The sequence below is a fragment of the Aminobacter sp. MET-1 genome (assembly GCF_026521175.1).
In the GTDB taxonomy this organism is placed as follows: Bacteria; Pseudomonadota; Alphaproteobacteria; order Rhizobiales; family Rhizobiaceae; genus Aminobacter.
On record NZ_JAMSHL010000047.1, the window covers coordinates 1 to 6,471 of the forward strand.

General features: G+C 60.9%; 8 protein-coding genes, 1 tRNA gene and 1 pseudogene. All 10 read right to left on the minus strand.

What is annotated here, in order from left to right:
• Positions 1-128: 128 nt before the first annotated feature.
• The gene (rplL, locus tag NDO48_RS28810; protein WP_018427834.1) at positions 129-503 is read right to left on the minus strand and encodes a 50S ribosomal protein L7/L12; all 375 of its coding nucleotides are present in this window, start codon (positions 501-503) and stop codon (positions 129-131) included.
• 54 nt (positions 504-557) lie between these two features.
• The gene (rplJ, locus tag NDO48_RS28815) at positions 558-1,076 is read right to left on the minus strand and encodes a 50S ribosomal protein L10 (protein ID WP_018427833.1); all 519 of its coding nucleotides are present in this window, start codon (positions 1,074-1,076) and stop codon (positions 558-560) included.
• Between the two features lie 348 nt (positions 1,077-1,424).
• On the minus strand, positions 1,425-2,123 hold the full coding sequence (gene rplA / locus NDO48_RS28820) for a 50S ribosomal protein L1 (protein WP_018427832.1): 699 nt from the start codon (positions 2,121-2,123) through the stop codon (positions 1,425-1,427).
• Positions 2,124-2,127: 4 nt separating this feature from the next.
• Positions 2,128-2,556, minus strand: a complete 429-nt coding sequence (gene rplK, locus NDO48_RS28825) for a 50S ribosomal protein L11 (protein ID WP_018427831.1) — start codon at positions 2,554-2,556, stop codon at positions 2,128-2,130.
• A gap of 156 nt (positions 2,557-2,712) precedes the next feature.
• Complete coding sequence (gene nusG, locus NDO48_RS28830; RefSeq protein WP_018427830.1) at positions 2,713-3,240, minus strand: transcription termination/antitermination protein NusG; 528 nt, start codon at positions 3,238-3,240, stop codon at positions 2,713-2,715.
• A 27-nt stretch (positions 3,241-3,267) separates the two neighbouring features.
• Positions 3,268-3,468, minus strand: a complete 201-nt coding sequence (gene secE / locus NDO48_RS28835) for a preprotein translocase subunit SecE (RefSeq protein WP_018427829.1) — start codon at positions 3,466-3,468, stop codon at positions 3,268-3,270.
• A gap of 306 nt (positions 3,469-3,774) precedes the next feature.
• Positions 3,775-3,850: transfer RNA gene (locus NDO48_RS28840), tRNA-Trp, on the minus strand.
• A gap of 183 nt (positions 3,851-4,033) precedes the next feature.
• A complete protein-coding gene (locus NDO48_RS28845; protein ID WP_018427828.1) occupies positions 4,034-4,540 on the minus strand; it encodes a metal-dependent hydrolase in 507 nt (168 codons plus the stop codon).
• Positions 4,541-4,650: 110 nt separating this feature from the next.
• A complete protein-coding gene (locus tag NDO48_RS28850) occupies positions 4,651-6,213 on the minus strand; it encodes a hypothetical protein (protein WP_018427827.1) in 1,563 nt (520 codons plus the stop codon).
• A 183-nt stretch (positions 6,214-6,396) separates the two neighbouring features.
• Positions 6,397-6,471: pseudogene (locus tag NDO48_RS28855) on the minus strand (elongation factor Tu); the annotation flags it as partial.

Below are 6,471 nucleotides of genomic sequence, written 5' to 3' on the forward strand. Positions count from 1 at the left end.
ACATATTAAAACGGGGATAAAACGGTTTTCTTTAGGCCCCAACCCCGGCCCTATTTAATTGGGAACCCACCCCCCCCCCCACCGGGGGCGCGGGGGGGCGCCACCGCGCCCCCCCACCGAAACCGTGCTTACTTGAGCTCGATCTTGGCGCCAGCTGCTTCCAGCTGAGCCTTGAGCTTCTCGGCGTCAGCCTTGGAAACGCCTTCCTTGACGGGCTTCGGAGCGCCTTCAACGAGGTCCTTGGCTTCCTTGAGGCCCAGGCCGGTGATGGCGCGGACTTCCTTGATGACTTCGATCTTCTTGTCGCCGGCCGAAGCCAGGATGACGTCGAATTCGGTCTTCTCTTCGACCGGAGCAGCAGCAGCACCGCCAGCGACGGCAGCAACAGCCACCGGAGCAGCAGCGGAGACGCCCCACTTCTCTTCGAGCAGCTTCGACAGCTCAGCCGCCTCAAGGACGGTCAGGGCCGACAGGTCGTCAACGATCTTTGCGAGATCAGCCATTTTTCTATTCCTTCAATCAGTTCGAACGTGTGTTGATGACAGCGAGGAACGGCCTCATGCCGCCTCGTCCTTCCGGGCGTATGCGCCAAAGACGCGGGCAAGCTGACCTGCCGGCGCGTTGACGACCTGGGCAATCCGGGTAGCCGGCGTGGAAATCATTCCAACCAGCTTTGCGCGCAGCTCGTCGAGCGACGGCAGTGTGGCGAGAGCCTTAACACCGTCGGCGTCGAGCGCGGTCGAGCCCATAGCACCGCCAAGGATGACAAGCTTGTCATTACCCTTGGCGAACTCGGACGCGATCTTTGGCGCAGTGACCGGATCTTCCGAATAGGCAACCAGCGTCTGTCCCTTGAACAGATCGATGATGCCTTCGGAACCCGTGCCCTGAAGAGCGATTTTGGCGAGACGGTTCTTCGCGACTTTGACGGTGCCGCCGGCCTGACCCATCTTCACACGAAGATCGTTCATTTGCGCGACGGTGATACCGGCATAGTGGGCCACGACGACTGATCCGGCGCCCTTGAAGGCGTCGTTCAGGCTCGTGACGAGCTCGCGTTTTTCCGCTCTATCCACTGCCTATCTCCAGTTTGACCCCTGCTCCATTCCCGGAAACAGGGATCGGGTTGCCTTTTGCCGGGCGGGCAATCCAGAAATTCCGGATCACCCGAACGGCGCTCGAGGATCCTGTCCCCTTTTCGCCTGCAACAGCTGGCAAAAGGCAAACACGGTTCGAACCTTTCATTGGAGCGATGCTCCTTTGTCCGGTCTTCACCCGTCTCATGCAGGCCCTTACGAATTAAGGCGAGCCACCTGCAATCTCGGACAGGATTTCGAAAGCTGTTTCCAACTTCCGAAATCCGGGCCCGGAGGCCCGGAATTCTTGTTCAGGATCAGACCGTTGCAGGTCGATCCGAATTCAACTTAGGACGCTGCGAGCGTGCCGAGGTCGAGCTTGAGGCCCGGGCCCATCGTCGAGGTGACGGACACGCGCTTGACGAAGACGCCCTTGGCGCCCGACGGCTTGGCCTTGTTGACCGCATCGGCGAAGGCGCGGATGTTTTCTTCCAGCGCCTTGACGTCGAACGAGACCTTGCCGACGCCGGCATGGATGATGCCAGCCTTCTCGACGCGGAACTCAACAGCGCCGCCCTTCGATGCCTTGACGGCAGCAGCGACGTCGGTGGTGACGGTGCCGACCTTCGGGTTCGGCATCATGCCGCGCGGGCCGAGAACCTTACCGAGACGGCCGACCAGCGGCATCATGTCCGGGGTGGCGATGCAGCGATCGAAGTCGATCTGGCCCTTCTGGACGATCTCGACCAGGTCTTCCGCACCGACGATGTCGGCGCCGGCAGCGCGGGCTTCGTCAGCCTTTGCGTCCTTGGCGAACACGGCGACGCGGACGGTACGGCCCGTGCCATTCGGCAGGTTGACCACGCCGCGGACCATCTGGTCAGCATGACGGGGATCGACGCCGAGGTTCATGGCGACTTCGATGGTCTCATCGAACTTCACCGACGAACGAGCCTTCAGCAGCTCGAGAGCTTCGCCGAGGCCGTAGGCGTGGTTCGGATCGATGCCCTCGCGGGACTTGGAAACGCGCTTTGCAATCTTAGCCATGATCTCAGCCCACCACTTCCAGGCCCATCGAACGGGCAGAGCCTTCAACCATCTTGATGGCGGCTTCGACGTCGTTCGCGTTCAGGTCCTTCATCTTGGTCTCGGCGATCTCACGCACCTTGGCGCGGCTGATCTCGCCAGCCTTGACCTTGCCCGGCTCCTTGGAGCCCGACTTCAGGTTGGCGGCCTTCTTCAGGAAGTAGCTCACCGGCGGCGTCTTCATGACGAAGGTGAACGACTTGTCCTGATAATAGGTGATCACGACCGGGATCGGCGACCCCTTCTCGAGCTCCTGGGTCTGCGCGTTGAACGCCTTGCAGAACTCCATGATATTGATGCCACGCTGACCAAGCGCCGGGCCGATCGGGGGCGACGGCGTCGCCGAACCCGCGGAAACCTGGAGCTTGAGCTGGCCTGCTATTTTCTTAGCCATCTCTTTCCTGCTTTCGTTTTACGCCGGATGAACCGGCAGTTGCAGTTCGGTGGTGCGAAAAAGGCAACCGGCTAAGCCGCCTCTTCTCCCACCATGCTTGCGTCAGGCATGCGCCCGACGCTGCCTGCCACCGAAACCGGCGACAGGCGTCTTCGGTCAGCCCTTCTCGACCTGACCGAATTCAAGATCGACAGGCACGGCGCGCCCGAAGATCGAAACTTCCACCTTGAGGCGCGCGCGCTCTTCGTCGACTTCCTGAACGAAGCCGTTGAACGAGGCGAACGGACCGTCGGAGACGCGAACCGCCTCGCCGATCTCGAAGGTAACCGAAGGCTTCGGACGCTCGACGCCTTCCTGAACCTGATTCAGGATGCGCTGGGCCTCACTCTCGGTGATCGGCACAGGCTTCGAATCGCCAAGGAAACCAGTGACCTTCGGGGTGTTCTTCACAAGCGAGAACACGGCGTCCGTCAGATTGGCCTTGAGCAGCACATAGCCCGGGAAGAACTTGCGCTCGGCATCGACCTTGCGGCCGCGACGAACCTCAACGACCTTCTCGGTCGGAACGACGATCTGCTCGATCTGGTCGCTCAGGCCCTTCTGCTTGGCCTTGTGCTCGATGTCCTCGGCGACCTTCTTTTCGAAGTTCGAGTAGGCGTGGACGATATACCAGCGCGCGGTCATCTCAGAAATCTCTCCGTATTCGCAGCCTTAGCGGCCCATGCCCAGGATCTGCTCGACCGCAAAGGCCATCAGCTGATCGGCGGCAAAAAAGAAGATCATCGCAACGGCCGCAAAGCCCAGCACCATGACGGTGGAGATGATCGTCTCGCGCCGCGACGGCCACGTCACCTTCGCCGTTTCCGACCTTACCTGCTGCAGAAAGGTGAAGGGGTTCGTGGTTTTCGCCATGTGCCGCTCTGCTTTCAACGTCCGTTGACCGGACTTCTGGATGATCCCGTGACCGGGAGATATTGCCGCAAGAACCGAACACGCGCCGAATCAGCGCAAATATTCCGCCCATGCAATTCGGACGCGTAAAGCCGGTTTCCCAGCCCCACGCGCCGCGTGTCTGTTTCGCCTACATAGAGCCGATTCTCTTTCCACGCAAGTGGCAGGAACCTTCACTACGTTTGAACGCTGCATCAGGACCATCCAGTCGTCCCGTCCCAGCTATAGAAAGTCTGTTATGCCTGAATAAGCGAATTCTGGCAAGACTGGCACGGGCAGCAGGGCTCGAACCTACGACCTGCGGTTTTGGAGACCGCCGCTCTACCAACTGAGCTATGCCCGTGCATTGCGCCGCGCATCAATTGCGCAGCACCGGCTTCCTAAGGATTTCCACGGCGTCTGTAAAGAGTGGATTGCAGCTTGTTGTGAACATTCACCGCGACGACGCTAGGCTGCCTGACATGGCAGTCCCCGCCCCCGTCCGCACATGGGCCCTGCGCACCGCAGCATCGCCTTCACAACTGGGTCAAGCACCGCGTTCAAGCAGCTTGCGCTGCCTGAAATCTTTCGCCGCTATCAGTCCAGCTAGCGCGCAAATGGCAAGCTCCAGCGCAAAGGTCCAATGCAGCACGAAGCTCAGGATCCAGTGCGGATAGGCAGCCGGAATGGGCACGAGTTCCACCGCCCGCTCGTCGAACGGCATCAGCCAGAACATCGGCGCGGTCACGGAATCGAGAATCATGTGCGACAGTACGGCAAGGAAGAAGATTGCAGCCGCAGCCCTCCAGCGCGGCGCCACGACCGCAACAAACGGGACGACCAGCACAGCGATCAAAGCCCAAAACAGCGGCCAATGCGTCGGATAGGTACGGTGATGGACGCCACCATCGTCGACGAACCAGAACCAGGCGGTATCGAAGTCGGGAGCAACGCTACCGACAAGGGCGGCAAGCATCAGCCCCGGCGCCTTGGGCGCAGCACTCCGGGCGACCGAGCCGATGATGTAGCCAGCCGGCAAATGTGCGATCAGCATGATGCCCTCCTCCTTGCCCGCAATCTTCCGTCCTATTGCGGCGCGAAAAGGTTCAGATTTCGGTCCTTTGAGGTCGCTACCGGCAGAGATACGATAGGTACGCACCGTCGCTACTGGGAAAACGCACTGCCGGCCATGCGGCAGTTTCCGGGCATTGGCAGCCGTGTGCAAATCTCACCATCAACCACCACATCGACCGAGCCACCCTGGCTCAAAAGCTTGGCTTGGATCAGACGGAACTGCCAGTAGTCGTCCAGCTCGCGTGTCGGGCGCACTCTTGCAAGCTCAGCATCCATGCCCATCTGATCGACATAGGAAGCTACTGCCTTGTTTCTTGCCAGATCTTCCCAGCCCAGCAGGACGCCGTTTCCGGCGAGCCGCACCCGTCCAGCTGAAAGGATCAGCACGCAGCTGCCGATGCATTCGCCCCCGCCCGAGGTGGCATTCCCGAAGTAAGGCGTGCCTTCTGCCCCCCTACCCGTACAATCCTTGTCACGTGGCTTGCAACCGACGAAGAAGGTACTGCCGATGGCAACGTCCAGGCCGCTCTTGCGAATGAGGCGCCCCATTTCCATCGTAGCGGTCATGTCGCCTCCAGCTGTCGAGACGACCAAGGGTAACTTGCGATCGCCGAGCGCGGCCAGCATTGCCTGAAGGCGAACCGCAGCCTCGGCATCAATTGGCCCTTCGGCCGAAATCCACTCAGGGCAGCCTGGTTCGCAACCGGCTTCACTCGAGCGCACGACGGCGAACCACATTGCTTCTCCCTCCGGCACAAGTGCCTTCGGATATGCTGACGGCGGCATCTTGGCACCCGGCGCCAGAATGCAGTTTGCGGCGGGTGCAGCGCCCTTGCAGTTCTCGATGCTTACCAGCACATCAGTGGCATCGAGGCTGGTTATGAGGTTCATGTTGAGCATCTCGACAGGCGCGAGCTGACGCATCTCGGCAGCAGGCGTACTCTGCCCCGCCTCGTACATGGCCTCCTTCACGCCCATCTCCTTGTAGTAGGCCAGCATCTTCGCCGTGAAGGCCTTGCCCATCTTGGTCGTGGTGTAACTGCCGACGTTCTTGCGGCCGACGACCTTGCGGCTGACGGTCTTCTTCTTGCCCTTCACGATCCGATAGGTCTCGCGATAGGTGATCTTCTGCTGGGTCACGTAAGACGTCACCTGATGGACGCCCATATAGGCCCATTGGCCGACATGCCTGCGAACGCCGCCCGCAAACATCATCGAGCAGGCCGAGGCGCAGTAGGCGCCGGCCGAGTACAGGGCGCCGGAATAGATTCCCTTCCTGGCCGGGTCGAGCTTGCAGTTCTGGCCGGGCGCACATTCGACAAAACGCGTAAGTCCCACGCCGATGTCGAGCTTGCGCGCCCGCAGGATTCGGCCCAGCTCCCAGGCCGCCTCGACATGGCCGCCTGGCGAGGTGACGATCACAGGCAGCCGCTTGTCGCCGAGCTTCTTGAGGAATTTCTTGAGTTCGCCGGGCGTCGCACGCACGATCGCGCCTTCAGCCGAAATCCATTCCGGACAAAAGGGCTCGCACCCCGGAGAAGAGCTGCGCACGACAACAAAGCGCATCGGCGGCCCCATGTCGTCCTCGGCGGGCTTGCTCTTGGCCGCCTGCGCCGACGCAGCTGATTGTAGCGCGAAGGCGATTGCGAGCATGCAAGTAAGGACGATTCCCCGCCAGATCTCGCGCAAGTCCTGCCCCATGGAGCCCCCACGATCCATCCGATGTCACGTAGAGCGATAGTAATGCGGGATCGAAGACTTGCAACGTGCCGGCTCCAAAAACAAAAAGGGCGGCCCGAAGGCCGCCCTTGATGCATTCGACGCTGAAAGCGCCGATTATTCTTTGATCGAAGCGACGATGCCGGCGCCGACGGTGCGGCCGCCTTCACGGATAGCGAAGCGCAGCTTCTC

What these genes read in the sequence shown, in the direction of transcription:
- rplL (WP_018427834.1), bottom strand. Translation starts at nt 503, where the DNA reads ATGGCTGATCTCGCAAAGATCGTTGACGACCTGTCGGCCCTGACCGTC.
- rplA (WP_018427832.1), bottom strand. Translation starts at nt 2,123, where the DNA reads ATGGCTAAGATTGCAAAGCGCGTTTCCAAGTCCCGCGAGGGCATCGAT.
- rplK (WP_018427831.1), bottom strand. Translation starts at nt 2,556, where the DNA reads ATGGCTAAGAAAATAGCAGGCCAGCTCAAGCTCCAGGTTTCCGCGGGT.
- nusG (WP_018427830.1), bottom strand. Translation starts at nt 3,240, where the DNA reads ATGACCGCGCGCTGGTATATCGTCCACGCCTACTCGAACTTCGAAAAG.
- secE (WP_018427829.1), bottom strand. Translation starts at nt 3,468, where the DNA reads ATGGCGAAAACCACGAACCCCTTCACCTTTCTGCAGCAGGTAAGGTCG.
- NDO48_RS28845 (WP_018427828.1), bottom strand. Translation starts at nt 4,540, where the DNA reads ATGCTGATCGCACATTTGCCGGCTGGCTACATCATCGGCTCGGTCGCC.
- NDO48_RS28850 (WP_018427827.1), bottom strand. Translation starts at nt 6,213, where the DNA reads ATGCTCGCAATCGCCTTCGCGCTACAATCAGCTGCGTCGGCGCAGGCG.